This is a genomic window from Stenotrophomonas veracruzanensis (assembly GCF_032911525.1).
Classification (GTDB): Bacteria; Pseudomonadota; Gammaproteobacteria; order Xanthomonadales; family Xanthomonadaceae; genus Stenotrophomonas; species Stenotrophomonas africana.
The window spans coordinates 1-25,077 of the sequence record NZ_JAWJTI010000048.1 but is presented as its reverse complement, the minus strand read 5'-3'; the positions used below and the strand labels follow the sequence as shown (position 1 = coordinate 25,077).

The 25,077-nt window shown below is 68.6% G+C and carries 14 protein-coding genes; all 14 read right to left on the bottom strand.

Translation table 11 applies throughout. The features are described from left to right. Window positions 1-187 precede the first annotated feature (187 nt). Window positions 188-2,389, bottom strand: coding sequence for a type II secretion system secretin GspD (gspD, locus tag R1H25_RS18890; RefSeq protein WP_317224341.1), 2,202 nt, complete (start codon window positions 2,387-2,389; stop codon window positions 188-190). A gap of 9 nt (window positions 2,390-2,398) precedes the next feature. Continuing rightward, window positions 2,399-3,190 (bottom strand): hypothetical protein, encoded by a 792-nt coding sequence (locus R1H25_RS18885; protein WP_317224340.1) that lies wholly within the window; start codon window positions 3,188-3,190, stop codon window positions 2,399-2,401. Further along, window positions 3,180-3,887: a type II secretion system protein GspM gene (gspM, locus tag R1H25_RS18880; protein ID WP_317224342.1), complete on the bottom strand. Its 708-nt coding sequence runs from the start codon at window positions 3,885-3,887 to the stop codon at window positions 3,180-3,182. The genes R1H25_RS18885 and gspM overlap by 11 nt, the downstream gene beginning before the upstream one ends. Further along, on the bottom strand, window positions 3,868-5,013 hold the full coding sequence (locus R1H25_RS18875; RefSeq protein ID WP_317224339.1) for a PilN domain-containing protein: 1,146 nt from the start codon (window positions 5,011-5,013) through the stop codon (window positions 3,868-3,870). The genes gspM and R1H25_RS18875 overlap by 20 nt, the downstream gene beginning before the upstream one ends. Next, on the bottom strand, window positions 5,010-5,873 hold the full coding sequence (locus R1H25_RS18870; protein ID WP_049443613.1) for a general secretion pathway protein GspK: 864 nt from the start codon (window positions 5,871-5,873) through the stop codon (window positions 5,010-5,012). Before R1H25_RS18870 ends, R1H25_RS18875 begins: the two co-directional genes overlap by 4 nt. Further along, window positions 5,870-6,502: a type II secretion system protein J gene (locus tag R1H25_RS18865; RefSeq protein ID WP_049443611.1), complete on the bottom strand. Its 633-nt coding sequence runs from the start codon at window positions 6,500-6,502 to the stop codon at window positions 5,870-5,872. Before R1H25_RS18865 ends, R1H25_RS18870 begins: the two co-directional genes overlap by 4 nt. Beyond that, the gene (locus R1H25_RS18860; protein WP_049443609.1) at window positions 6,499-6,924 is read right to left on the bottom strand and encodes a prepilin-type N-terminal cleavage/methylation domain-containing protein; all 426 of its coding nucleotides are present in this window, start codon (window positions 6,922-6,924) and stop codon (window positions 6,499-6,501) included. Before R1H25_RS18860 ends, R1H25_RS18865 begins: the two co-directional genes overlap by 4 nt. Beyond that, a complete protein-coding gene (locus tag R1H25_RS18855) occupies window positions 6,921-7,415 on the bottom strand; it encodes a GspH/FimT family pseudopilin (protein ID WP_049443607.1) in 495 nt (164 codons plus the stop codon). Before R1H25_RS18855 ends, R1H25_RS18860 begins: the two co-directional genes overlap by 4 nt. Window positions 7,416-7,421: 6 nt before the next feature. After that, the gene (gene gspG / locus R1H25_RS18850) at window positions 7,422-7,865 is read right to left on the bottom strand and encodes a type II secretion system major pseudopilin GspG (RefSeq protein WP_004154150.1); all 444 of its coding nucleotides are present in this window, start codon (window positions 7,863-7,865) and stop codon (window positions 7,422-7,424) included. A 49-nt stretch (window positions 7,866-7,914) separates the two neighbouring features. Then, on the bottom strand, window positions 7,915-9,135 hold the full coding sequence (locus R1H25_RS18845) for a type II secretion system F family protein (RefSeq protein ID WP_057501351.1): 1,221 nt from the start codon (window positions 9,133-9,135) through the stop codon (window positions 7,915-7,917). A 24-nt stretch (window positions 9,136-9,159) separates the two neighbouring features. Continuing rightward, a complete protein-coding gene (gspE, locus tag R1H25_RS18840; protein WP_317224338.1) occupies window positions 9,160-10,884 on the bottom strand; it encodes a type II secretion system ATPase GspE in 1,725 nt (574 codons plus the stop codon). A gap of 136 nt (window positions 10,885-11,020) precedes the next feature. Further along, complete coding sequence (locus R1H25_RS18835) at window positions 11,021-12,874, bottom strand: S8 family peptidase (protein WP_057501350.1); 1,854 nt, start codon at window positions 12,872-12,874, stop codon at window positions 11,021-11,023. A gap of 157 nt (window positions 12,875-13,031) precedes the next feature. Next, window positions 13,032-20,213, bottom strand: coding sequence for an ESPR-type extended signal peptide-containing protein (locus R1H25_RS18830; RefSeq protein ID WP_317224337.1), 7,182 nt, complete (start codon window positions 20,211-20,213; stop codon window positions 13,032-13,034). A gap of 438 nt (window positions 20,214-20,651) precedes the next feature. Next, window positions 20,652-24,536: a phosphoribosylformylglycinamidine synthase gene (gene purL / locus R1H25_RS18825; protein ID WP_088480972.1), complete on the bottom strand. Its 3,885-nt coding sequence runs from the start codon at window positions 24,534-24,536 to the stop codon at window positions 20,652-20,654. Between the last annotated feature and the right edge of the window lie 541 nt (window positions 24,537-25,077).

The following is a 25,077-nucleotide window of genomic DNA, read 5'->3' as shown; positions in this document are numbered from 1 at the left end:
GGCGGGGCACTGTGGGTTTGCGGGGTGTGAGCCGCATGGATGCGGCGACCAAGCCTACATGGACGTATTTACGGCGTCCCCGCAAACCCACAGTGCCCCGCCATCCCTCAGTAAACCCGCTGTTGCCGTTGCTCTGGCTCCGGCTCTGGCCTCTGCGGGTGCCGGGCGCAGCCCGGCCATAAACCCCCTACTTCTTTGCGCGCGGTTGGTTCAGCGGCTCCATCGCGCGGAAGCGCTGGCTGTACTCGTCGGTCAGATTGCGCGCTTCCTGGCTGTTGCGCACGATGCTCGGGGTCAGCAGCACGATCACTTCGGAACGACGGCTGGTGCGGCTCTTCTGCCCGAACAGCGCGCCCACCACCGGAATCCGGCTCAACCCAGGAATGCCGCTGCTGCCATCGGTGGCCGAGTCGGTGATCAGGCCGGCCAGCATGATGGTGTCGCCGCTCTGCACCGCCGCTTCGGTCGACAGCTTCTTGGTGGAAATCCGCGGGTTGCAGTTGCGCTCGGTCGGATTACAGTTGTCGGGCACGTTCGAGGCGCTGCTCACTTCCTGCACGATGTCGAGGAACACCGTGCCGTCGCGCGTCACGCGCGGGCGCACCTTCAGGATCACGCCGGTGTCGATGTACTGCACCGAGCTGTAGCTGCTGGTGCCGATGCCGGTGTTCACCGTAGTCGTGTTGATCGGCACCTTGTCGCCCACGTTGAGCGTGGCCTCGGCATTGTTGCGCACGAACACCGAAGGGGTCTGCAGCAGGCGCACATCGGTGACCTTGTCCAGCGCGCTCACCACCGCTGCGCCGTTGTGGCCGGTGAATGCCCAGCCCAGGCCTTCGCCACCGGTCGCGGCACCGGCGAAGCTGCTCCAGGAGCCACCCGCTGCTGCCGGCAGGGTCACGCCACCCAATGCTCCCGTCAGCGCACGCCCGGCCACGGCATTGTCGAAGAACCAGTTCACGCCGTACTTCAGGTCGCCATCCAGCGAGACTTCGGCCACCTGCGCTTCGATATGTACCTGCAGCGGCATCACGTCCAGCTTCTCGATCACTTCGCGGATCGAGCGCCAGGCCTGCGGGGTCGAACGCACCAGCAGGGTGTTGGTTTCCTCCACCGCCGACACGCCCACGCGGTCGCCTTCCACTTCCAGGCTGACACTGACGTTGCCGGACTGGCGCTGCGGCAGGTTCATGCTGCCATTGCCGCCACCACTGGCGCTGCCGCCCGGGGTCGAACCGAAGCTGCTGCTGTTGTTGCTGTCCATGCCACGGTCGCCATCACTGCCCAGCTGCGATGGCATCGCGCCCGGTGCCAGCGATGCAGCGCTGGAGCCACCGCGGTTGCCGCTGCTGGCGAACGCTTCACTGAGGCGCTCGGCCAGGTCGCGCGCCTTGATGTAGCGCAGTTCGTAGGAGAACAGGCGGGCACTACCACCGGCCGTATCAATGCGGTCCAGCCACTGCTGGATCTGGTCCAGGTAGCGCACCTGCGGGGTGATCACCAGCACCGCATTGGCGTTTTCCAGCGGCAGGAAGCGGAACATGCCGGCGCTTGGCGTCTTGCTCTCCTCGCCGAATACTTTCTCCAGGTCGGCGGCGACCTGCTCGGCCTTGCCGGACTGGATCGGGAACACACCCACCGACATGCCCGACAGCCAGTCAACGTCGAAGATCTCGACGGTGCGCATGTAGTTTTCCAGCTCGGCGCGGGTACCGCCCAGGGTGATCACGTTGCGGCCACTGTCGACGTTGACGATGGCGTTGGGCCGCGCATACGGCTCCAGCACCTTCTTCATCTCGGTGGCGGAGATGAACTGCAGCGGGATCACACGTACTTCGAAACCGCGCGCGCTGGCGGCCGGCGCAGTGCTCGGCGCAACCGTGCCGGCCAGCGCCTGGTCGGCGGCGACGATGTTGTAGCGGCCACCGCTGTAGACCATGCGTGCGTTGTTCCAGCCCAGCACCATTTCCAACAGGTTCAACGCCTGCGCCGGCGACACCGGCTTGGGCGTTGCCAGCGTGACCGTACCCTGCACCCCCGGTGCGATCACGTAGTTCTGGCCCAGCATGTCACCGAGAATCGCCTTGACCACCGCGTGCACCGACTCGCCTTCGAAGTTGAAGGTCGCTTCACCGGTACTGGCGCCATGCAGTGCCGGTGCCGGCGAGCGGGCTGCCTCGCGGTTGATCATGGTGCCGGTGCCACGACGGATCACCGCCTGTGGCGCACCTTGTGCGTCGCGGGCGGCATCGGCGGCCACCTCCGCTGCCTGTCCGGCATCGGTGGTGGATGTCAGGTTGCCCTTGCGCTGCACATGCGGCGCGGACACGGTGCTGCAGCCGACCAGCAGCGCGAGGGCAAAGGACCAGGGAAGAAAACGCAGGCTCATGCATTCACTCTATCGGTTGGTGCCATCGCCCGGGGGCGGCGACGGTTGTTGCTGCTGTTGTTGCTGCAGCTGGCGGCGACGGGCCTGGATGCGTTCGCGGATGGCCTGCATCTGCGCTTCGCTGGGGCCGTTGTTGTTGGCAGGCGGTGTGGCGGCCGCCGCAGCCGAAGGCGCTGGCGCACTGCCAGCAGGCGACGGCGATGGGGTTGCAGCCGCCGCCGGCGGTGCCGGCGGAGCGCCTGCCGGGGGCGGCACAACGATGGCACCTGCCGGCGGCGCACCGTTGGCGCCGCGCAGCACGGTCGGCGGCTCGCCGCCCTGCCCATTGAATACGGCCAGTTCCAGCACCTGGTTGCCACCGGGGCCGATCACCGTGGCCTGGCGTGGCGCCAGCCCCACCAGCTGCCAGCCATCCACGGCGTCGCCATTGAGGCGCAGGCGCAGCGAGCGGTTCTGTTCGGTGGTGAAGGTGGCCATGCCGAAGTCGCCGGTCAGCAGCACGCCGGTCAGGCGCAGCGCGGCGCTGGCGGCGGGCTCGCTGCCGCCGAGCAGGTAGGGCTTCGGCCTGCGGTCCTCGGCGAACAGCGGTCGTTCGCCGATGGCGCTGTAACTGTCGGCGCTGGCCATGCGTTCTGCGGCCAACGGCGGCAGCACCGGCAACGAAGGCACCGCATCGGCATCACCGTCCGCACCTGGCAGCTGGCTGCCCAGACCGAAGCCGGTGGCCAGCCAGACCGCTGCCGCCCAGCCGGCCAGTGCCAGCAGGAAGCCGGTACGCAGGCTGATCTGCTCAAGCTTCATCGGCCACCTCCTGCCCTTCTTCCGGCGCAGCCGGTGCGGGTGTTGGTGCGGTCGATGGCGGCGGCGCCCCCGCGCCCGGCTCGGCGGCAGGTGCCGGCGCAGCGCCATCGGCAGCGGCACCGGGCAGCAGGTAACCGGCCAGTTCGAACGACACGTCCAGGCCGAGCCCGGATTCATTCGGCGACTGCTGGAAGCGCTGTGCGATCAGGTTGAGGTTGTCGACGAACAAACGCGGGCTGCCGGTTTCCAGGCTGTGCAGCACGGTGGCCAGTTCGGCCACGCCACAGCGCAGGCGTACCTGCATGGCAACGCGCACGAACTCGGCGTCGCGCCGGTTGTCGGTGAGCGGCGTGCGGTTGCTGATGGTGCAGCTGCGGTTGCCCGGGCTGGCCATCGCCACCGCATCCTGCAGCTTGGCGCCCAGTGCGGCGGCGGCGGCTTCGGCGGTGGCCTCGCGCAGGAATCCCGGCCGTTGCTGCAGGGCTTCGCGTGTGGCTCGCAGGCGCTGTTCGATCTGCGGCTGCTGTTGCAGCTGCGACTGTACGCGCGACTCGCGCTCGCGCAGCGCCGCGACATCGGCATCGATCTCGCGCAGCGGCTGGGTGAACCAGGGGTGCACCAGCAGCAGGTAGGCCAGGCCCAGCACTGCCAGCAGCAGCGCCAGCGCCAGCCAGCGGTCACGGCGTGCGCTTGGCATCGGCATCGGCCGCCTCCCGGGTCGGGGCCGCTGCCGGCAACGGCTGCAGCTCAGCGGTCATGGTGAAGCGGTCGCGGCCACTGGCGGCACCATCGGCCTGCAGCACACCGGTCAGGTTGACCTTGCGCCACTGCGGCGCGTCCTGCAGCAGCTGCACCAGCTGCGAGGCCTCCCGGCTGAGCCCGATCAACTGCAGGTTGTTGCTCTCGATGGCCAGCTTTTCCAGGTAGGTTCCTTCCGGCAGGCGGCGGGTCAGTTCGGTCCAGATCTCCACCGTACCTGCGCGCTGGCTGCGCTGCTTTTCCAGGAACGCCGCACCGTCGATCAACGCCTGCAGCTGCGCTCGTTCGCTGGCCACGCCGCGTGCACTGCGCGCACTGCGCTCCACCTGCGCGCGCAGTTCTTCGGCCGCCGCGCGGCGGTTGTCGAGCAGCTGCAGGCCGGCCAGCACCAGCATCACCACCGCGGCCACCGCCAGCAGCAAGTTCCAGCGCCGCATCGGATCGGTCCGCACCTGGCGCTGTGCGGGCGGCAGCAGGTTCACCTGCAGCGTGGTGCCCTGTGCATCAATCGCATCGACACCGGCCAGCGCGTCGGCCCATTGGCCCACGTCGTTGCGCCAGGCCTCCAGTTGGCGCAGAGGCCAGGCCACCAGTTCGACCTGCAGCTGGCCTTCGCCGGCCACACCGAGTTCACGCACGTCATAACTGACCTGGCTGGATTCGAACGGCGTCTGCCGATCGATCTCGAAGCCGACCACCGCGCGCAGGCGGTCGGCCGCCGCCGCAGGCAACCGCAGCTGACGACGCAGTACATCGCCGGCCGGCAGCAGCCACACCCGCGGCAGGCTGCGCAGCCGCGCCTCCAGCACCCGGTCCAGTTCAACCGGCGACAGCGGCCACGGCAGGCGCGCCACCGGCTCGCGACGCTCGCCCGCCTCACGCCAGACCTGCAACTGCTCGCCCTCGCACTGCAGCAGCAGGCGTGCCTGTGCCCAGCCCAGCGCCCATTGCCAACGAGCCGGCACCCAGGCCAGCAGCGATTGCCGCCACCAGCGCAGGAAGCGGCCGACGCCGGGGCCGATCCGGCCCTGCACCTGCCGCAGACTGTCCTGCCAAGCCGTCATCTTGCTGTCATTCCCTGCTCCCAGCGAAGCACTGTGTAGGACCGCCCGGGAACCCCGCCCGAGCCATTGCGTACCACCGCCTGCAACACCGACCGGCGTCCACTGCCGTCGGTGACACGGGACTCGATACTATAGGTGCCACTGCTGCTGGCAAGGGTTGACGCACCGGCAGCGGAATCGGCATCACGCTCCTGCTGGGCACGCTGGGCCAGCACGGTATCGGCGTCCAGGCCCAATGCGGTCAACACCACGGCACTGGCGAACTGCGGATCCGGCCGCGCCTGGCGGCTGTACAGGGTAAGGTGCGGCAGCATCTTCTGATACAGCGGCCCACGCATGCCGAGCACCCGCTGCAGCTCGCCAAGGGTCTCGAAACGCTTGTTGCGCGGGCCGTACGGCAACCCGGCCGCCGCGTAGTCAGGCGCCTCGGCGCCCCCTCCCGGCTGCAGCAGGCTGTCCTCGTCACGCCAGTCGACGATGGCACCGGCCAACTGCCGCGCTGCCCCTTCGTCTTCGCCCAGCGCCTTGAGGAAGGCGGTCAACAGGGTCACGTCGGCCAGGTTCAGGTTGATCTTGCCGTTCTCGTCCAGCACCTTGATCTCGATGCTGGCGTCATCGAACTGCCATCGATAGGTACGGCCATCGGCGCGCCAGGGCGCCCGCTGCGGATCGGCGGACAGCCGCGTCAATGCGTACTCCAGACCCGCCCGTGCACGCTCCTGGCCACGCGCATCGTCATCCAGCACCCGCTGCTGCAGGTGCTCGACACGCGCACTCAGCGCGAAGGCGCCGACCAGTGCGGTCATCAACGCGATCAGCCACAGCACCAGCACCAGTGCCGCGCCACGTGTCCGGATCACCGTGCACCTCCGCTGCCACCGGCGCGCGGCGCCACCACCAGCGTGGGCCAGGGCGCGCCCTTGGCTGGCACGATCTGGATCTCCACCAGCATCGGCAGGCGACGGGTATCGTCCCAACGCGGCATCCAGTCGGTCACCTGGCCGGTGCTGGCATCGATGCCGCGATAGCGCAGCTGCACCGACTTCAGGTTCTCCACCAGCACTTCCGGCGGACGTGGTGGATTCTCCGCGATGCGCTCGCCTTCCTGCAGCAGCACCAGATCCAGCAACAGACGTTGCTGACCATTGCGGCCATCAACCTGCAGTGCATGCAGGTACGATCCCCCCCGACCGAGATAGCCCGGCAGATCCGCGGCGAACAGCATGCGATTCTCCTCACCCTGGAAGAAGATCGGCTCGCGGGTGGGATCAGGCGCTTCGAGCGGCGTACGTAGCGCGCCTGCCAACTGCCGACGCAGCAACGCCTCCACTGCGCGCATGCGTTCACTCTCGGCAGCGATCTGCTCGCCGCGCTGGCTGACCGCCATCGCCGAGCGAACGCTGGCGAACGCCAACGCCAGGCCACCGGCCAGCAGCACCGTGGCCAGCATCACTTCAACCAGAGTGAAACCCGCGGCGCGGCGTTTCATCGCGCGCTCTCCAGGTCCGGCGGCAACAGGCGCAGGCTGCGCCAGCGCAGCTGCTCACGCTCACTGTCGCCCCACCGCACCTGCAGCTGCAGCTCGGCCAACCAGGGGGCACCCGGTGATTGAGATTGCGCCTGCGCCACGTTGCCGGCGCGTGGCTCCACCCACGGCTGCACCTGCAGCTGCCAGTGGTAGCGGCCTTGTTCCCAGTCACCCTGCTGACTGCCGACCTGCAGTGGCGAGGCAACCCCGGCCTCGGCCAGCAGCGACTGCGCATGCAGCACCGCACGCGTGCGCAGCTCGGCCTCGCGCACCTGTTTCGCGCCACCTGAGAGACTTCCCAGCAGCAGGGTCAGCGCCAACCCGAGCAGGGCGAAGGCGATGATCACTTCCAGCAGGGTGAAGCCGCGGGCGCGCCGCTTCATTGCGACCGCCAGGGGCCGGAGCGGACCTCGCCGGTCAACCAGCCAACATCGATGCGCCATTCGGCGTCGTCACGCTGCAACCGGATGCGGCCACCGCTGGAGCCGCCATCGGGGTGAAACTCGATCACGCCCTGCCCCGGCGCGGTGGCCAGCTGCGCGGCGCCTTCGAACTGCACCTGCAGCTGTGCCGGCACGTCACCGTGGCGCTGGTTGGCGCCTTCCCAGCGCCGCTTTGCCGGCTCGATGACAAAACGCTGCGGCTCGCCACGGGCGATAGCCTGCGCGCGCACCATGCGCAGCTGGTTGGCGATGTCCTTGCCGGCGCTGCGCAGCTGCATGCCGGCGAACCCGCGCGACAGCCCTGCAGCAGTGATCAGGCCGATCGCAGCGATCAGCGCGATCACCAGCAGCATTTCCAGCAGCGACAGGCCCGCCGCACGCCTGCCGTGCAGGCGCGGGCGTGGCAGCCGGCGCGGCAGGAAATGGGTCATGCAGGTTTACGGCTGGTAACGGATGTCGGCATCGACGCTGCTGCCGCCGGCCTTGCCGTCCTTGCCCAGGCTGACCAGCTCGTACGGCTGACCCTCGCCCGGCGCACGGTATTCCAGCGCGTGGCCCCACGGGTCGTTCAGATCGGCCGGCTTGGCATACGGGCCCAGCCAGCCGCCGACACCGGCCGGTGCGGTCACCAGGTCGTTCAGCGAACCCGGCAGCTTGCCGGTGTCGATCTGATAGTTGTCGATCTTGGAGGCGACGGTCTGCACCTGCGCCTTGGCGATGTTGGCCTTGCCGCGGTCGGCACCGCCCAGAACGCGGCTGGCCACCAGGGTCAGCACCGCGCCGATCAGTACGATGACGATGATGATTTCCAGCAGGCTCATGCCCGACTGGTTGCGCGCGGCGGTGAAGGAAAGGCGGATCGGTCGACGGGAAGCAATCATGGTCGGTCCTTTCAGTTGCGGAGTTTCGGGGTTGCGTAGGGATCCATCGTCAACCGATGGCATTGGTCAGGTCGTACAGCGGTACCAGCACGGCCACGATCACCGCGCCCACCACCGAGGCCAGCACCAGGGTGATCGCCGGCACCATTGCCGCCAGCAGACGATCAATGCGGCGGGCGCTGTCCTGTTCAAACGTGTCGGCGGCCTTCAGCAGCATGGTATCGAGGGCGCCGGATTCCTCGCCAACCTGGATCATCTGCAGCGCCAGGCGAGGGAAACGCTTGCCGCGTGACAGCGCCAGCGACAGGCCGGCACCGTTCTTCACTTCGTCTGCGGCGGCTTCCACATCGGCGGCCAGCGCGCGGTTGCCCAGCACGTTGCGGGCGATGCCCAGGGCACCCAGCAGCGGCACGCCATTGCGCAGCAGGGTACCCAACGTGCGGGCCAATCGCGCGGTTTCCAGTTCACCCAGCAGGCGGCCGATGCCGCGACGCTGCAGCAACCAGCCGTCCAGCGCCAGCCGGAAGGCCGGTTGCCGCGCCTTGCGTTCAAGGAACAGCACCAGCACCGCCGGCACCACCAGCAGCAGCACCCACCAGTCGCGCACGAACAGACCCAGCTGCAGCACCGCGTTGGTGAACCACGGCAGCGCCACATCCAGGCTCTCGTACATCTGCGCGAACTGCGGCACCACGTAGCCGAGCAGGAACAGCAGCGCACCGCCCACCACCACCAGCAGGATGGCTGGATAGACCAGCGCGTTGATCACCTTGCCCTGCAGCGCGCGGCTGCGTTCGAGATAGTCGGCCAGGCGCTGCAGGGTCTCGTGCAGGCTGCCGCCGGCTTCGCCGGCACGCACCATGTTCACGTACAGGCGCGAGAACAGGCCGTGCTGGCGTTCCAGCGCGGTCGACAGCGGTGCACCACCGCGCACCACATCGCGGATATCAGTGATCGCGCGGCGCGAGCGTTCGTCTTCCGGCAGGCCGAGCAGGATCGACAGCGCACGATCCAGTGGCTGGCCGGCCCCGAGCAGGGTTGCCAGCTGCTGGGTGAACTGCAGCAGCGCGGCGCCCTGCAGCGGGCGCTGGCGCAGCAGGTTGCGCCAGCTGCTGCCACCGATCGCGCCGCCATCAGCCAGCTGCGTCTCCATCGGCAGATGGCCCTGGTCCTGCAGGCGCGCCACCAGCTCGGCCTCGCTGGCCGCTTCCATCTGACCGTCGAAGATCTCGCCGTGCGGATTGAGCGCCTTGTAGCGGTAAGTCGGCATATCAGCCCCGGGATCCTGCGCGCATCAGCTTTCCTCGGTCACGCGCAGCACTTCCTCGATGGTGGTCTGCCCGCTCAGTGCTTTGGACAGGCCATCCTCGTACATGGTGCGCATGCCGGCTTCGCGGGCGATGCGTTCGATCTCGCCCATGCCGTCGCGGCGCATCACCGCACGCCGCAGCGCATCGTTCATCACCAGGAATTCCATGATGGTGGTACGCCCCAGATAGCCGGTCGGCGCCAGCGCCGAGGGCTTGGGGCGGAACAGATGGATCGGCCCTTGCGGCTGCAGGCGGCGCAGCTCGAAGCGTTCAATCTCTTCCGGCGAGGCTTCGTAGCGCTCGGCGTGGGTCGGTTCCAGCCGGCGCACCAGGCGCTGGGCCAGGATACCGTTGATGGTTGACGTGAGCAGGTAGTCCTCCACGCCCATGTCGAGCAGGCGGGTGATGCCGCCAGCCGCATTGTTGGTGTGCAGGGTGGACAGCACCAGATGGCCGGTCAACGCCGACTGGATCGCGATGCGCGCGGTTTCCAGATCGCGCATTTCGCCGATCATGATGATGTCCGGATCCTGGCGCACGATGCTGCGCAGGGCGTTGGCAAAGTCCAGCCCGATCTGCGGCTTGGCCTGGATCTGGTTGATGCCCTCGATCTGGTATTCAACCGGGTCTTCAACGGTGATGATCTTGACGTCGGCAGTGTTGAGCTGGCTGAGCGCGGTGTACAGCGTGGTGGTCTTGCCCGAGCCGGTCGGGCCGGTCACCAGCAGGATGCCGTGCGGCTGTTCCAGCACCTTGCGGAACTGCGGCAGGAACGCGTCGGTGAAACCGAGGCGATGGAAATCGAACACCACCGTTTCACGGTCGAGCAGACGCATCACCACGCTTTCGCCATGCGCGGTGGGCACCGTGCTCACGCGCAGATCCAGCTCCTTGCCCTGCACCCGTAGCATGATGCGGCCATCCTGCGGCAGGCGGCGCTCGGCGATGTTGAGCCGGGCCATGATCTTGATGCGGCTGATCACCGCAGCGGTGAGGTTGGCCGGCGGGCTTTCACCCTCCACCAGCACACCGTCGACGCGGTAGCGCACCTTCAGCCGGCTCTCGAACGGTTCGACATGGATGTCCGAGGCACGCAGCTCCACCGCACGCTGGATCACCAGGTTGACCAGGCGGATCACCGGCGCTTCCGAAGCCAGGTCGCGCAGGTGTTCGATGTCATCGACCGCGCCGCCTTCGCCGTCGGCGGTTTCGACGATCGCGCCCATCGCGCTGCGGCCTTGGCCGAACCAGCGCTCGACCAGATCGTCGATCTCCGCGCGCATGCCCAGCACCGGCGTCACCGGTACACCCAGTGCCAGCTGCACGGCCTGTTGCGGGTAAGGATCGTGGGCATCGGCCAGCCACAGCCGTACGCCCCGTTCATCCAGCGCCAGCGGGCAGACATGGAACTGCTTGAGGAAGCGCAGCGACAGCGGCACTCCCTCCGCCAGGCCCTGCGGTGGTGCCTCGGGCAACTGCTTGCCTTCCAGCAGCGGCAGGCCCAGCACCTCGGCGCTGGCCTGCGCCTGGTCACGTTCGGAAACCAGTCCCAGCCGCACCAGCAGGCCCAGCAGGCTTCCGCCGGCCTCTGCGTGCAGCGGACGCGCACGTGCCAGATCGCCTTCCTTCAGCCGGCCGCGCGCCAGCAGCGCATCCAGGATGCGGCCTTCAGCGTCGTCGGCAGCGGCGGTAGCAGCAAGCGCGTTCACATGACTCTCCTGTCAATCGGCTCGACTTTAGCAGTTAAGCCATGATTTACGCCGCCTCTCCGCCACCTTTCGTAAAAAGACGAAGCCCGTCACATGCGGTGACGGGCTTCGGCCATTCAACTACGACAGTGCGTGCTTACTGCGTGGCAAGGATGCTCACGCCGTTGTAGGCCGCCTCGCCCACCACCTTGATGTAGTAGGTGCCGGCCACCGGCTTGTTCACCCGCACCGTTTCGGACGTGCCAGGACGGGTCGACTTGCCGTCGTTGTCGCTGGCGCTCGGCTCGCGTCCCTGGGCGATGTAGACCGACACGTTGCCGGTGCCACCGTAGGTGATCACGCTGAGCTGCTTGCCGGCGACGGCTTCGAAGCTGTACAGGCGGCTGCTGGCGGCAGCACCATTCAGGCCACCGACGGCAGCCTTGTTGGTCAGCGGCGTGGCCACCGGCCCGCAGTTCTCGGTGCACGGTTCTTCCAGTGCCTTGGCCAGCGCGGCCTTGGCATCGAGAATACCGGTACCGATCGGGGTGGCTGCCGGAATGGCGACCGGGAACGGACGCGCGGTCTCCTTCAGCAGGGTGCGCATCGCGGCCGGGGCCAGCGGATCCTTGCCCTTGGCGATCAGCGCGCTCTGCACCAGTGCAGCAACAGCAGCCACGTGCGGCGAGGCCATCGACGTGCCGCCCATGCCCATGTAGCTGTAGCTGCCCGACTCCGGCGTGGTGGCCGCATCGGAGCCGGACTGCCAGACGTAGCCGCCCGGATTGCCGTCCACACTGCCGCCACCGCCCGGACCGGACAGGTCCACACGGGTGCCGTAGTTCGAGTAGTAGGTGATCCCGCCGGTGATGCGGGTGGCGCCGACGGTCACCACGCCGTCGCAACTGGCTGGGCGGTACTTGGAGGCGTTGTCGGTCTCGTTGCCTGCGGCCACGACCACGGTGGTGCCCCGCGAGATCGCGCCGTTGATCGCATCCTGGTAGGTCCCGTCGCAGCTGCCGCTGCCGCCGAGGCTCATGTTGATGACCTCGGCCGGGTTGGTATTGGCGGGTACGCCGGCCACCGTGCCGCCAGACGCCCAGGTGATGGCGTCGGCGATATCGGAAAGGTAGCCACCGCACTTGCCGAGCACGCGGACCGGCAGCACCTTGGCCTTGTGCGCGACACCGGCCATGCCGACGCCGTTATTGGTCTGCTCGGCCACGGTACCGGCCACATGGGTACCGTGCCAGGAGCTGTCCTCGGCGACGGAGCCGGTGTAGCACTCGTTGTCGTTCTCGACCCAGTCGCCATAATCCTGCGCGCCCGGCACGCGATCGTTGGTGGCACGGCGCGACGTCTCGGCATCGCTGATGAAGTCGTAGCCTTCCAGCAGGTTGCCGACCAGGTCCGGGTGCTGCGGCAGGATACCGGTGTCGAGTACCGCCACCACCACGCCTTCGCCCTGCGATACATCCCACGCCGACGGTGCGTTGATGCCGCCGGTGGCGTTGTGCAGGTGCCACTGGTACTGCTGGTAGTAGGGATCATTCGGCGCCAGCGCCGGCTGCACGTCACCGGCACGCAGCTCGGTACGGCGCAGCTTCACATCGGCCTCGGCGTACTGCACCGACGGGTCGGCCTTCAGCTCCTTCAGTACGCGCTGCAGCTCGGCCGGGGCCAGGCGGCCCTGCACACGGATGAGGTCCGCACCGGTCGACAGCTTGCGCACCACCTGCGGGCCGAGGGTACTGGCGCGGGAGGTGCCGCCGGAGAGGCTGGCACGGGTCAGTGCGGACTGCACGGTGGACAGCTTCGCCGAGCGGTCGGTGGCGGCAGCAGCGCCGGCACGGTACTTGACGATGATGCGCTCGGCCCCCGGTTGGGCGGTACTGGCCTGGCGCACCGGCTCACGGGTCGGCAGTCCAGCAGCGTGGACGGCACCGACAGCCGTCATCGACAGCACGGCGGCGGCAAGCACATTGATGCGAAGGTTCTGCTTCTTGATCACGTCGAATTCCTCTTCTGGGTCATGGATCGAACCAACACTGCGGCCATCATTCCTTGACGACTCCCGGCCGGCCCAGCCGGGATTGCCGTGACCTCCCCCCAGGCCCTCATTGCAGGTTTGGCGCCGGCGTGGGTGGCCGCCGGCGCAATGGAGTGGCTTACCAGCCGAAGCCGGCACCGACGCCAACCGAGCTGTCGTCGCTGCTGAAGGCACCGCCGAGGGTGACCGTGGCGCGATCGCTGATCGCACGCTGGTAGCCCAACGACAACGCCGACTCGCCGCCCTGGAAACCGATGCCGACGCCGACCCGGTTCTGGGTGCGGATACCGGCGGCACTGGTGGCCATGTTGAGCATCGCGGCACTCATCGCGCCCTGGCGGTCGATGCGGCGGTCCATGTGGCGCAGGCGTCCGTCGATCTCGCCCTTGAACACATCGAAGCTGTCGGCGACGGCCTGGACGCGACTGTCGGTGTAGCTGTTGGCGGTGGCCATGCCACGGTCGAGCTGGCCCTTGTTCACCGCATCGGTGGCCGTGGTACCGGCCGCCACGTTGGTGACCTGGCGCTCGTTGCCTTCACTGCCCACCGAGACCGTGTTGGCACGATCGGCGACAGAACCCTGGCCCAGCGCCACCGCGTTCGCAGCGGTGGCATTGGCCCCCTGGCCGATGGCCGTGGATGAAGCGCCACTGGCGACGGCGCCCTCGCCCATGGCGACGGCATTGAAGCCCGTCGCGGGAGTACCAACCGGAATCCCGGCACCGGCGGCGGCAGCGGTCGGCGTGCCCTGCACCCGCGCGGTGCTGGCCGGTGCCGCGTCGGCCGTTGCAGGTGCATCAGCGGTGCTGGCCAGCGGGCTCTCATCCAGCGAGGCACTCATCGCGCGCAGGTTGGCAGTCCCCGCACGCGAGCCACCGGCGGTGCGGCGGTCGATCTCGCTGACCTTGCGGTCCAGCGCGCCCAGCGCATCGCCGACGTTGCTGTAGGTGGCGCCCTGGATCACATAGTTCGGCGCCACGAACACGCCCTGCATGCCGACGCTGGCGCCACCACCAAGGAAGCTGGCGGCATCGCTGAGCGACTGGAACAGCTGGCCGCCGTTGATCGCCTGGCGACTGCCCGCGGCGATGCTGCCGGCACCAACGTTGTCGATGGTGGTGCCCTGGAACCCGGACAGGGTCAGGCGATCGCGGCTGGCGTCGTCATAGCCGACTGCGCTGGCCGCAGTGGTTTCAACGGTGGCGATACGAGAATCAAAATCGCCCACGCGGGTTTCCACCGCACCCACCCGCTGGTTGGTGACGTTGAGCTGCGAACCGGTGATGGCATCGCTGCTGCCGGCGGCGATGCGGCCATCGGCTACGTTGACGATGCGGCGCGTGGCCGGACCGTCGGTGCCGTTGCCGCCGCCCACCGACACCACGTTGGCATCGAGCGCACGGGAACCAGCACCCAGCGCCACCGAGTTCGCGCCGGACGCGCCGGCACTGGTACCCAGTGCAAGGGCACCGTTGCCGATGGCCATCGCGTTGGCACCCAGCGCATTGCTGCGTGCGCCGCTGGCAGTGGCCGCCGAACCGATCGCGGCGGCATCGTTGCCGCTGGCGCTGGCGGTACCCGCGCCGGTGGCCTTGACGTAGCGCGCCGTGCCATCGGCGGTAGCGGCGACCGCATCGAGCTGGCCCCGGTTGACCGCATCGGAGCGCTCGGTACCGGCAGCGACACGCGTGATCTGGCGATCACTGCTGGCACTACCGACCGACACGGTATTGGCACGATCGGCGACCGAGCCTGCACCCAGCGCTACGCTACCGGCCGCGCTGGCGTTGGCGCTGACGCCCACCGCGGTCGCATTGGCGCCGGTGGCCTTGCTGCCGTAGCCAACGGCGGTACCCAGACGGCCGCTGGCGTCGGCATAGCTGCCGATGGCCGACGCGCCGTCGGCCGAAGCACTGGCGCGGAAGCCATTGGCCTGCGACTGCGTGCCGCTGGCGATGGCCTGCGCACCGCTGGCGGTGCTGTAGGCGCCCTTGGCCTGTGCGCCGGCACCGGTGGCACTGGAACCGAGTTCGCTGGCGCTGGCACCACTGCCCACGGCCACGCTGTCGACACCACTGGCCTGTGCGTTGGTGCCCAGCGCCGCCGCGTTGTTGCCGGTAGCCAGCGCATCGAAGCCCACGGCGGTGGCGTTGGCGGCCATGGCATTGGCACCGCTGCCCAGCGCGGTGGCGCCGTTGCCGATGGCGTTGGCCGCATTGCCGGCTGCCAGCGCATTGTCGCCGTCGACCAGTGCACCGGCTTCGCCATCGGCGTTGCCGCTGGCCTGGAACTGCCGGCTGGTCTTGTCGGCGACGCCGGCGACCGCATCCAATTGGCCCTTGTTCACCGCATCGGTGGCTTCGGTGCCGGCCGCGACGTGCGTCACCTGGCGCTCACCGCCGGCCTTGCCGACGGCGACGGTGTTGTCACGGTCGGCCTTGGAGCCTGCGCCGAGCGCAACGCTGTTGCTGCCATTGGCGGTGGCGTTGGCACCCAGCGCGGTGGCGCTGCTGCCTGCCGCCCACGAATTCCAGCCAATCGCGGTCGCGTAGTCTTCGGTGGCCCAGGCACCGGCGCCGAACGCCGCCGCACCGGTGCCACTGGCACGCGACGGGATCAGGCCGAAGAAGGTGCTGCCGCCGATGGCCACGCTCTCCTCACCACTGGCCTCGCTGGACTGACCCACTGCAACGGCACCGGTACCGGCCGCAGCGGCACCGAAGCCGACTGCAGTGGTGTTGGCACCGCTGGCTGCCGAGCCGTAGCCCAATGCGGTGCCGAGGCGGCCGCTGGCTTCGGCGTAGCCACCCACTGCGGTGGTGCCATCAGCCGAAGCCGCGCTGCGGAAACCGCTGGCGAGCGCCTGCCCGCCGCTGGCATTGGCTTCTGTACCCGTGGCCGTGCTGTAGGCGCCACTGGCCTGAGCACGCGCACCCACCGCGCTTGCACCGACCTCGCTGGCGCCGGCACCGGTGCCCAGGGCCAGGCTGTCCTCGCCGGTGGCCTGTGCCGTGCTGCCCAGGGCCGCCGCGTTGCTGCCAGTGGCCAGCGCATCGATGCCCACGGCGGTGGCGTTGGCTGCCAGCGCATTGGCACCGCTGCCGAGTGCGGTGGCGCCGTTGCCGATCGCGTTGGCCGCGTCACCAGCCGCCAACGCGTTGTCACCCTCCACCAGCGCGCCGGTTTCACCGTCGGCATTGCCACTGGCCTGGAACTGCCTGCTGGTTTTTTCCGCTGCCGCGGCTACGGCGTCGAGCTGGTTCTTGTTGACCGCATCATTGCCCTGCGTGCCATCGGCCACATTGGTGATCTGGCGGGTGTTGCCGCCGCCGCCTACCGACACGGTGTTGTCGCGATCGGCGATCGAATCGGCACCCAGCGCCACGCTGTTGGCGCCGCGCGATTCGGCGGCGTTGCCCAGCGCGGTGCTGTTGATGCCGCCCGACCAGGCACCACCACCCACCGCAGTGGAGTAGTTGCCCGAGGCCTCGGTGGCCAGCACGCCGAACAACGAACCACCGACGGCGACGCTGTTGGTGCCGGTGGCCAGGCTGCCCTGACCGGTGGCGGTGCTGTAAGCGCCGGAGGCTTCCGAATCGCCGCCCACTGCCACACTGTTGGAACCGGATGCATTGGCGAAGTTGCCGAACGCAGTGGCATTGAAGGCCGAGGCCTGTGCATAGCCACCGATGGCGGTGCTGTAACCGCCGATGGCTTCGGCACCGATACCGAAGGCCGCCGACGCCGTACCACTGGCCACGCTCTCGCTGCCGACAGCGGTGGCCGCGTCGCCACTGGCATTGCTGAAGTAGCCCAGGGCCACGGCTTCTTCGCCGGACGCTTCGGACAGCGCGCCATTGGCAGTGCTGCCGGCACCGCTGGCGATGCTGGCCGCACCGAACGCCGCGCTCTGCTCGCCGCTGGCTTCGCTTTCCGCACCATGCGCAGTTGCGTACTCGCCCGTGGCCTGTGCGTTGGCACCGACCGCGCTGGCGTTGGCCGCAGTTGCCAATGCGTTGAAACCCAGCGCCTGTGCGTTGCTGGCAAGCGCGTTGGCGCCGCTGCCCACTGCGGTGGCGCCATTGCCGATGGCGTTGGCGGCATCACCCGCCGCCAGTGCGTTGTCCCCCTCCACCAGTGCACCGGCCACTTCGTCGCCGTTGCCGCTGGCCTGGAAGAAGCGGCTGGTGGTGGCAGCGGTAGACGCAACCGCATCCAACTGTGCCTTGTTCACCGCGTCGGTGGCCTGGGTACCGGCGGCGACGTTGCTGACCTGCCGTTCGTTGCCGCTGCTACCCACCGACACCGTGCGTGCACGGCTGGCGACCGAGCCGGCACCGAGCGCGACAGCATTGCTGGCGCTGGCGTTGCTGCCGGCGCCAAGCGCGATCGCGCTCTCACCACTGGCCACTGTATTGGTGCCGATGGCGATGCTGTTGATGCTGTTGCCCAGCGCCTGGAAGCCCAGTGCCACGCTGTTGTCGCCATAGCCGAAGGCACCGCGGCCGACCGCCGTGGAACTGGTGCCGTTGGCCCAGCTGTTGTAACCGATGGACGTGGCGCCGCTGCCACTGGCCCACGCCGCATTACCGAACGCCGCGGCGTTGGTGGCAGTGGCCCATGCACCCGAACCGAATGCTGCCGCGCCACTGGCAGTCGCCCAGCTGTAACCGCCTACTGCGGTGCTGTCATCGCTGCTGGCGAATGCGCTGTCGCCGACCGCGACTGCATAGCTGCCGGTGGCGCGCGACTTGCCGCCTGCGGCGAAGCTGTTGTCACCACTGGCCTTGGCAGCGTTGCCGAAGGCGCTGCTGGCAGCCCCGGTGGCCTGCGCGCCACTGCCCACTGCCGTGGCATCGGCAACAGCGGTGGTACCCACCTGCTGCGCCGTGCCGTCAGCACCGATGATCGGCTGGTTGAACTCGTCGTAGGCCTGGCCGAGGCCACCGATGGCGACACCGCCATTGCCGGTGGCTGCGCTGTTGCGGCCCACGGCCACGCTGTCATCGCCGATGGCCGACGCGGCTGCACCCTGCGCGATGGCACCGGCGCCGATCGCATTGCTCGACGAGCCCACAGCGATGGAGCCTTCGCCATCGGCCAGTGCGCCAGCGTCACTGCCCGCCTCCGGCTGTGCCTGGAAGAAACGCGCGGTGGTATCAGCGGTGCTGGCCACGGCATCGAGCTGGGCCTTGTTCACCGCATCGGTGGCTTCGCTGCCCGCAGCAACGCTGGTGATCTGCCGCTCGTTGCCTGCACTGCCGACAGCCACGCTGTTGGCACGCACCGCTTCGGAGTTCGCGCCAAGCGCGACGCTGTTGGCGCCGCGTGCGGTGGCGTAGTAACCCACGGCCGTGCTCTGCGCGCCGCTGGCCCAGGTCTGCGCACCCAGCGCGCTGGCATTCTCACCCGGGGCGTAAGCGAAGTAGCCAACGGCCGTGGCTTCAGCACCGGAGGCTTCGGTCAGGCTGCCGTTGGCCACCGCGCGGTCACCGCTTGCGATGGCACCGGCGCCGACGGCGGTCGCCGCTTCGCCGCTGGCCTGGGTCTGCACGAAGAAACCCAGGCCCGGAATCAGGTCGGCCGGGCCACCGATGGCGACGCTGCTGGTGCCGGTGGCATTGCTCTGCGTACCCAGCGCGGTGGAGTAGTCACCGATGGCATTGGCCACCGCGCCGAATGCGGATGCCTGCGCGCCGGCGGCATAGGCGCCGACGCCGTAGGACGACGCCGCAAAGCCGCTGGCTTCGGCACTGGCGCCGACCGCGGTGCCACCGACGCCGGCGCTGGTGGCACCGGTCTCCACCGGTACGCCGCCACTGGTGATCAGCGGGTTGCCGTCGGCGTCCACCGCGGCGCCACCCACGGCAACGCTGCCTGGACCGTTGGCCTGCGCGTTGTTGCCGAACGCGGCACTGTTCTGGCCCGAGGCCAGTGCGTTGTTGCCCACGGCGGTCGCGTTCTGCGCGACGGCCGCGGCGCCGGCACCGACGGCCGTGGTGCCGTTGCCGAGGGCATTGGCGGCCTCGCCCGCCGCCAGTGCATCGTCACCTTCGGCCAGTGCACCCGCATCGCTGTTGCTGCTGCCGGTGGCCTGGAAGCGCTTGGCGGTGGCATCGGCCACGGCGGCGACGCCCTTCAGCTGGCCGACATTGACGGCATCGTTGTCTTCGGTGCCTGCGGCCACGCTGGTGATCTGCCGGGTCAGGCCGTATTCGGCGGCACCGACGGACACGGTATCGACGCGGTCGGCCAGCGAGCCCGCGCCCAGCGCCACGCTGCCGGTGGCGACCGCAGCGGCATTCGAACCCAGCGCGGTGCTGTATTCACCGACGGCGGTGCTGAAGGCACCCACGGCAATCGATGCTTCGTTGGCAGCGGTAGCACCACGACCGAGCGCGGTGCTGCCCGGCCCCATCGCCACCGCACCGCCACCCACGGCAGTGGCGCCATCGGCCGAGGCTTCGGACAGCGCACCGAGGGCGGTGGCCGCGCCATTTTCGCTGGCGGCGTAAGCACTGGCACCGACGGCGGTATCGCCGAGGCCGAACGCGGCCGCGCTCTGCCCGACTACCACGCTGGCATCGCCGATCGCCAAAGCACCCTGGCCGAACGCGCTGGCGCCCAGGCCCGCGGCAATGGCCTGGGTACCGATGGCAGTGGTGGCGTTGGCCAGCGACTGCGCGCCGGCACCGGCCGCAACCGCGCCCTGCCCGTCGATCTTCGCCGCGTCGCTGTCATCGCCTGCGCCGTCGGCCTTGAAATAGCGGTTGCCATCGGCGGCAACGTCGGCCAGCGCGGCCTGGGTAGCACGCGCCTGCGCATCCAGCTGTGACTTGTTCACCGCATCGGTGGCCTGGGTGCCTGCAGCAACGTTGGTGATCTGCCGTTCCTTGCCGGCATCACCCACGGACACGGCGTTGGCCCGCGTGGCCTTGGAACCAGCGCCCAGCGCAACGCTGTTGGCGGCACTGGCGTTGCTGTTGCTGCCGATCGCCACCGCGTTGCTGCCCTTGGCGCTGGCCGAGCCTTCGATCAGGCACTTTTCGAGCAGCTTGCCGCTGAAGGCCACGCAGGTAGCGCTGCCACCGATCTGCACCGACTGTGCCGCGGCAGTGCCGCTCATGCCCACCCCCACTGCCAGGCCCAGTGCCACCGCCAGCAGTGCGGGTGTGGCCTGGGTCGCATCGCGGCGCCGGTCGACGACCCCGCCACTGCTGCTGTCGGAGGAGGCCAGTTCCGAGGCCACCACCAACTGACCCAATGCTTTGTTCCAGACCTTGCGATAAATCCGATTCATCGGTACGGCTCCTGATTGGACTGGTTTTGGGCAAAGCAACGCCACCGCTGGGCTTTCCGGCCCAACGTCCCCTGGGGGCGTTTATTCGCGTGATTTACTGCGGGGTATTGCCGAACGGCGCGCAGCGACAGAAAACCGAGCGCGTGCGCCAACCGGTTACTGCGAAATGAATGATTCTGAAACGGGGTTCAAGTGTTAACGGCAACTTTCCAAATCGTCAAGACTTTGACACGGCAAATCCTATTGCCGTGAAGCAGTTCACCATTTCACGCATTTATGAGAGCTTTTTGTTAGGCATGCGTGACGAAGTTCCGCCGCATGAAAATCGATGTAACTAGCGGCCGCGACAGGAGTTTCACGCGCGCAAAGAAAAACCCGCCGATCAACGGCGGGTTTTTCCATACGCGGCGGCATTGATGCCTGCGCGATGTGATGCGATCAACCGCACCACACCCGCGCGTTGCGGAACATGCGCATCCACGGCGAGTCACCCTGCCATTCGGCCGGGGCCCAGCTCAGGTTGAGCGCGCGCGGCGTACGTTCCGGGTGCGGCATCATGATGGTGACGCGACCGTCGTTGCTGGTCAGGCCGGTGATACCGTCCGGCGAACCGTTCGGATTCAGCGGGTACTGGCTGGCCACGTTGCCGTTGCCGTCGATGTAGCGCAGCGAAACGCGAGCGGCCGCCTGGTCGACGGCGTTGTCGAACACGGCCTGGCCTTCACCATGCGCCACCGCCACCTGCAGGCGCGAACCGGCCATGCCGCGCAGCAGGATCGACGGCGATTCCACCACCTCCAGCAGCGCGGTACGGGCCTCGAACTGCTCGCTTGCGTTGCGGCGGAACTGCGGCCAGTGCTCGGCACCCGGAATGATGCCCTTGAGCTGGCTCATCATCTGGCAACCGTTGCACACGCCCAGCGCGAAGCTGTCTTCGCGCGCGAAGAACGCGGCGAAGGCATCACGCAGCGCGCTGCGCTCCAGGATCGAGGTCGCCCAACCACGGCCGGCACCCAGCACGTCGCCGTAGCTGAAGCCACCGCAGGCGACCAGGCCGGTGAAGTCCTGCAATGCCACGCGGCCTTCGATCAGGTCGCTCATATGCACGTCGAAGGCGCGGAAGCCGGCACGTTCGAAGGCGTTGGCCATTTCGATCTGGCCGTTGACGCCCTGCTCGCGCAGTACCGCCACGCGCGGACGCGCACCGGTGCTGATGAACGGGGCGGCCACGTCCTCATTGAGGTCGAAACTGAGCTTGGGCTTCAGGCCCGGCGCAGTGAAGGCACGGGCGATCTCGCGCTCGGCATCGGCATTGGCCGGGTTGTCACGGCGCTTCTGCATCGCGTGGGTGACCGACCACCAGGCGTCGAACAGCGCGTCCCAGCGCCACTCGGCCAGGTTCTCGCCGCCCAGCGACACGCGCACCACCGGTGCGGTGGTCGGCTTGGCGATGCGCTGCGCGCATTCGATCAGTGCATGGCGCTCGACCAGGTCCGCAAAGGCGGCGCGGTCTTCGCGTGCGATCTGCACCACCGCGCCCAGCTCTTCATTGAACAGGCTGCGGAACGGATCATCGCCCCAGGCATCAAGGGTGATGTCCAGGCCCAGCCGCGAAGTGAACGCCATTTCGCACAGCGCGGCGAAGGCGCCGCCGTCGCTGCGGTCGTGGTAGGCCAGCAGCAGGCCGGCCTGGCGCGCATCGCGGATCAGCTCGAAGAAGCCACGCAGGCGCTGCGGGTCGTCCAGGTCCGGCGCGGCACCGGCGAAGGCCGGAAGATCGCCGTGGTCGGCATGCACCTGGGCCAGGATCGAACCGCCCAGGCGCTGCTTGCCGGCGCCCAGGCCGATCAGCCACAGCTCGCTGTCCACCTCGCGGTCGAGCAGCGGGGTCAGCTGCTGGCGCACGTCGGCCACCGGCGCGAACGCCGAGATCACCAGCGACACCGGCGACACGCTCTTGTGCGCTTCGCCCTGGTCGTGCCACTGCGCCTGCATCGACAGCGAGTCCTTGCCGACCGGGATGCTGATGTCCAGCTGCGGGCACAGCTCCATGCCCACCGCCTTCACCGCGTCGTACAGCAGCGCGTCTTCGCCTGGGTGGCCGGCCGCGGCCATCCAGTTCGCCGACAGCTTGATCTCATCCAGCGCATCAACCGGCGCCGCGCACAGGTTGGTCAGCGCTTCGCCCACCGCCATGCGTGCCGACGCCGCCGCGTCGAGCAGGGCCAGCGGGGTGCGCTCGCCGATTGACATCGCTTCGCCGGCCACGCCGTCGAAGTCGGCCAGGGTGATCGCCACGTCGGCCACCGGCAGCTGCCACGGGCCGACCATCTGTTCACGTGCGGTCAGGCCACCGACGCTGCGGTCACCGATGGTGACCAGGAAGTTCTTCGAAGCCACCGTCGGGTGCGCGAGCACGCGCAGGCCGGCTTCCTGCAGGTCCAGGCCGCCGGTCTTCAGCGCCGGCCAGCGCGGTGCCGGCGGGTGCGCGGTGTCGCGGTGCATCTTCGGCGGCTTGCCGAACAGCACGTCCATCGGCAGGTCGATCGGGGCATCGGCCGGGGTGTGACCCGGCACGGCGCCGTAAGCCACCACCAGGTGTTCCTCGGCGGTTGCCACGCCAACGGCGGCGAACGGGCAGCGCTCACGGGCGCACAGGGCGGCGAACTCGGCCAGGCGCTCCTGGGCCACGCCCAGCACGTAGCGTTCCTGCGACTCGTTGCACCACAGCTGCATCGGCGACAGCGACGGGTCATCGGTGGGCACCTTGCCCAGGTCGATGACGCCGCCGACCTTGGAGTCGTGCAGCAGCTCGGGGATGGCATTGGACAGGCCACCGGCGCCGACGTCATGGAAGAACTTGATCGGGTTGTTGGCACCCATCGCCACGCAGCGGTCGATGACCTCCTGGCAGCGACGCTCCATTTCCGGGTTGTCGCGCTGCACGCTGGCGAAGTCCAGGTCCTCGGCGCTTTCACCAGAGGCCACCGAACTGGCGGCACCGCCGCCCAGGCCGATCAGCATCGCCGGGCCACCCAGCACGATGACCGCATCACCGGCCTGCAGCTGGATCTTGTCGACCTGCACGCGATCGATCGCGCCAAGGCCACCGGCCAGCATGATCGGCTTGTCGTACGCGCGCACCAGATCGGCGCCTTCCGGCAGCTCGAAGCTGCGGAAGTAGCCGAGCAGGTTCGGGCGACCGAATTCGTTGTTGAACGCAGCACCGCCCAGCGGGCCGTCAGTCATGATTTCCAGCGCCGGGGCCATGCGCGGGTTCAGCGCGCGCGGCGCTTCCCACGGCTGCGGCAGTTCCGGAATGCGCAGGTGCGAGACCGAGAAACCGGACAGGCCCGCCTTCGGCTTGCCGCCACGACCGGTCGCGCCTTCGTCGCGGATCTCACCACCATTGCCGGTGGATGCGCCTGGGAACGGCGCGATCGCGGTCGGATGGTTGTGCGTTTCCACCTTGATCTGGAACGCGCTGGGCACCTGCGGCTCGCGGCGGTACTCGCCACTGGCCGGATCGGGGCGGTAGCGCGACGCCGGATGGCCTTCGATCACCGCGGCATTGTCGCTGTACGCACTGAGCGTGTGCTGCGGGGTCTGCTGGTGGGTGTTCTTGATCATCCGGAACAGCGAACGGTCCTGTTCCTGGCCGTCGATGGTCCAGCTGGCGTTGAAGATCTTGTGGCGGCAGTGCTCGGAATTGGCCTGCGCGAACATCATCAGCTCGACGTCGGACGGCGAGCGGCCCAGCGCGGTGAAGCGTTCGCGCAGGTAGTCGATCTCGTCCTGCGCCATGGCCAGGCCGAGGCGCTGGTTGGCCGCCTCCAGCTGGTCCACCGGCACGCGTTCCAGTTCACCCCGGGCCGGCGCCGAGAACAGCGCCTGGCCCTGCTCCACGGTTTCCAGCACCGACTGCGTCATCGGGTCGTGCAGCGCCTTGACCAGCGCCTGCTGGGCGGCGGCATCGGCCGGCCAGCCCTGCACGTCGATGCGCAGGCCGCGTTCCACCCGGCTGACCGGCTGCCCGGCACCGCGGACCAGTTCGGTGGCCTTGCTCGACCACGGCGACAGCGTGCCCAGGCGCGGCACCACGATGCGGCTGACCGCGCCTTCGGCCACGGCTTCGGCCTGCGGCGCCGCTTCAAGGATGCGGCACAGGGTGTCGAGGTCGGGAGCGGCGCTGCCTTCGGGCTGCACGAAGTAGACGTGCCAGGCACCGCTGATGCGCAGGGAGGGCGCGATGGACTGCAGGCGGGATTCAAGACGTTCGCGGCGGAACGGCGACAGGGCGGGCGCGCCCTCGAGGACCATCATGTCCGGGGAACCGTAGTTGGGAAACGGGCCCGACATTGTACCGGAAGCGGGGGAAGGGCTTTGGCCGGGCGGCGCCCGGCACCCGCCGAGGCCAGGGCAACGGCAACAGCAACAGCAACAGCAGTTGCCAAAGCAAAAACAGGATTTCCGTGGGATGGCGGGGTGGTTCCGGTGGCGGGGGACGCCGTAAACCCGTCCCTGGGGGCTTGGCCGCGGCATCCATGCCGCGGACACCCCCGCCACCGGACCCACCCCGCCTTCGACAGATTTCCGCGATCTGCGGTAAATCCACGCCATGCGTGCATGCTCTGCGGTAGTGCCGGCCGCTGGCCGGCAACCAGGGAAATCTCAGAAGTCAGGCATTGAAGAGCGAAGCGACCGGCTTTTGCTTTTGATTTCTTGTTCTGTCTTTCGTGGCTGGCCGCGCAGGAACCTGTCCGTGGCCGGGCGGGTGGGCTGCGCAGGGGCGTGAGCCGCATGGATGCGGCGACCGAGCCTACAGGGACGTATTCACGGCGTCCCCCAGCCAACCCACCCTCCC